Origin of the sequence: Methylophaga sp. UBA1464 (genome assembly GCF_002325665.1) — a bacterium.
GTDB lineage: Bacteria > Pseudomonadota > Gammaproteobacteria > Nitrosococcales > Methylophagaceae > Methylophaga.
On sequence record NZ_DCSO01000016.1, the window covers coordinates 6,304 to 7,915 of the forward strand.

Annotated in this window: 2 protein-coding genes; one reads left to right on the forward strand and one right to left on the reverse strand. The window is 45.2% G+C overall.

What is annotated here, in order from left to right; all coding sequences use genetic code 11:
- Positions 1-645, reverse strand: a 645-nt coding sequence (gene dsbG / locus B3O33_RS01580) for a thiol:disulfide interchange protein DsbG (RefSeq protein WP_292362797.1), incomplete at its 3' end; no start/stop codon positions are given.
- Positions 646-831: 186 nt separating this feature from the next.
- Here dsbG and B3O33_RS01585 point away from each other — a divergent pair.
- On the forward strand, positions 832-1,612 hold a 781-nt coding region (locus B3O33_RS01585), incomplete at its 3' end, for a YbfB/YjiJ family MFS transporter (protein WP_292362798.1).

The window sequence follows — 1,612 nt, forward strand, 5'->3', positions numbered from 1 at the left end:
CATCAACAGATTATTTTCCTCAACCCGCCGTTTACCCTCGGCTGATGTTTGTTCATCCGTATTTTTAGCCGAATCTCCAGAATGTTGAATATGCTGCTGCAAGGCTTGTTCCGGGGATTCAGCGGCTAAAATTGATGCCGATTTTTCAATGCTGTTTTCCTGCAGTATGCCTACCATAATATGACGGAACTGCACCTCACCCGATGCAATATATGGCTCGGCAGTTTCGCGTAATCGCTGGCAATACGGACAATATGGATCAGTAAAGGTGTAAATAATCTGTTTGGCGTTTTGTGGCCCATCCTGGATCCATTTCGCCTGTTCCAGTGTTTGCCAGACTTTTTCATTCTGTGGAGCGCTGACCAGTTCATACAGAGCCTCTTCGCCCAAATCGTCGCCCTGTGCATTTATCAGATTACCAATCAACGCATACTGTTTGTCTTCGGTAAGATAAATGCTCATCGGCTGACCTTGAATATTGGCGGCATAACCGGTCAACCCGGCAGGTGCGTCAAAACTGTCGATAATGGTGACACCCTGTTCTTTGATATAGCTTATAACTTCGGGCTCCTGCTGTTCAGCTATCGCCCAGTAACTTCCGAAGCCGATACAAAGTAACAAAACAGGGATGATAAATTTCTTCATTGATAACTCCGTTAGACGGTTGGTTCATAAGACTAGCTGGATGGAATTAAGTGGGGATTAACAGACAGGATGGCAATCCTTTACTTTAAATCTCTCAAGTTTATTGGATACATTTTTCACAACAACGCAGCGTGTGAAAACTTATGGTAAAACGTAGGACGGATTTTCACTCAGGTCATATTTTTTATGAACGCAAACTGGTTGCAACTTTCGCCACGCTATCAGGTGATATTGGCTGGTATCTGTGCATTAATCCTGACGGTGGGAATTGCCAGGTTTGCTTATACGCCTTTTTTACCGATCATGTTAACCGAAACGTCACTGAATAAACTCAGCGGTGGCTGGTTGGCAACATTTAATTACATCGGTTACCTGTCTGGTGTGGTGCTGATTTCGTTTTTAACCAGCCTCAAAACCAAGTTTCTGTTTTATCGCATCAATCTTGTTCTGGCCGTATTAAGTACGATATTAATGGCCGTCACCACCGATATCGTTTTATGGAGTATTTTGCGATTTATTGGTGGCCTTACCAGCACCGCAGGGATTATTCTCGCCGCCGGCTTTGTGATGGGCTGGCTGAAACAAAACGGCTACAAATCCGCATTGGGAATTCATTTTTCAGGGCTGGGGCTGGGTATAGCGATACCCGGTATTGTTATTGTGTTGATAACGCCTTATTACAATTGGGCTGAGCAATGGCTGGTTATGGGGTTATTTGGTATTTTGTTTTTTTTGCCCGCCTGGTTTCTGATGCCTGCCCCTGCTCTACAACACACTCCATCAGCTGATTTTGCTGCGCCTAATTCAAAGTGGATGCGTTTGATGATTGCCGCTTATGCCTGTGCTGGTGTGGGTTATGTTATCAGCGCCACTTTCATTGTAGCGATACTGGAAGGCATGCCAAGCCTGTCGGGCAAAGGCAGTTTAATCTGGGTGATGTTGGGTATTGCGGCAGTTCCATCCTGCA